We start from the raw sequence: 1382 nt of genomic DNA on the forward strand, positions 1-1382 counted from the left end.
GCTAAATAGATGGAATGGTCGCCTCCCGCCTTAATGGGCCGTCCAGCGCCGCAGTCTCGCGTCCTGAACATGCGACATTGCTGGTTCGGCAGTCCAGCCGCCAAGGAGAATCAGATGGAACCCACGACCATTGCCATCGACCTGGCCAAGCGCGTTTTCCAGATTCATTACGTCGAGACCGAGACCGGCGCAATCCGCAGCAAGGTACTCAAACGCGCCCAGCTCGTGCCGTTCTTCGCCAACCGGCCTGCGAGCCGTGTCGTCATGGAGGCCTGCGGCAGCGCCCATCACTGGGCACGGGTGCTCGCGCGGCTTGGGCACGACGTCCGGCTCATCGCAGCCCAGTTCGTACGGCCATTCGTGAAGTCAAACAAGAACGACGCGGCCGACGCTGCGGCGATCTGGGAAGCTGCCCAGCGTCCCGGCATGCGGTTCGTGGCCGTCAAGACCGAAGACCAGCAGGCCATGCTGGCGATGCACCGGATACGCCAGCAGCTGGTCCGGATCCGCGTCATGCAGGTCAACCAGCTTCGAGGGCTGCTCTACGAATTCGGTATCGTGCTGCCGCAAGGTCGCCGGGCATCGATCGAGGCCGCGAAAGTCGCGCTGGCGTCACTGGCCGAACAGCTGCCAGCCATGCTCGCAGACAGCCTGCAGGACCAGTTCTCGCGGCTTCGCGCACTCGACGATCAGATCGCACGGATCGAGCAGCGCATTCTCGATTGGCGCCGCAATGATGATGCATGCAAACGCATCTCGGAGATTCCTGGCGTGGGTGTCCTCACGGCGACTGCTGCGGTATCGGTCATCGGACAGGCACAGACGTTTCGCTCCGGACGGGAATTTGCCGCCTATCTGGGGCTCGTACCGCGACAGAACAGCTCCGGCGGCAAGGTGAAGCTCGGCAGCATCAGCAAGCGTGGCGACGTGTATCTGCGAACGCTGCTGATCCACGGTGCGCGATCGGTCATCGTAAGCGCAAGGCACTTGCCGGAGCGCTTGCGCCAGATGCTGTCCCGTCGTCCAACGAACGTCGTAGCTGTTGCACTCGCCAACAAGATGGCGCGAACAATCTGGGCGCTCCTCGCGTACGGCCGAACGTATGAAGCAGCACAAGCGCAGTGACCACGCTTCAAAGGCAGTAACCCCATTCACGGTTGCACAGGTGTACTGAGTGATGGCAAGACAGGTTGGACCGCGCAAAGGCAAGCCTGAGACATTTCTCGGACCTCGAGTCCGCTAATTAGATTAGGACCTTTGCGGCGAAATCCATCGGGGCCGGCGGGCATGCCCGCGATCGAGTCCGGATATAAGTCCGCAACCACCCTCCTCGCCACGCACAATCACCTTGCAAATGGGAGGCGACCATATAAGAAATGTCG

The 1382-nt window shown here is 61.6% G+C and carries 1 protein-coding gene; it reads left to right on the forward strand.

The genetic code is table 11. From position 1 onward, the window contains the following. Positions 1-114: 114 nt before the first annotated feature. A complete protein-coding gene (locus M3I56_RS40535; RefSeq protein WP_069261896.1) occupies positions 115-1125 on the forward strand; it encodes an IS110 family transposase in 1011 nt (336 codons plus the stop codon). Positions 1126-1382 lie beyond the last annotated feature (257 nt).

The organism is Paraburkholderia sp. CNPSo 3281 (assembly GCF_024206515.1).
In the GTDB taxonomy this organism is placed as follows: Bacteria; Pseudomonadota; Gammaproteobacteria; order Burkholderiales; family Burkholderiaceae; genus Paraburkholderia; species Paraburkholderia nodosa.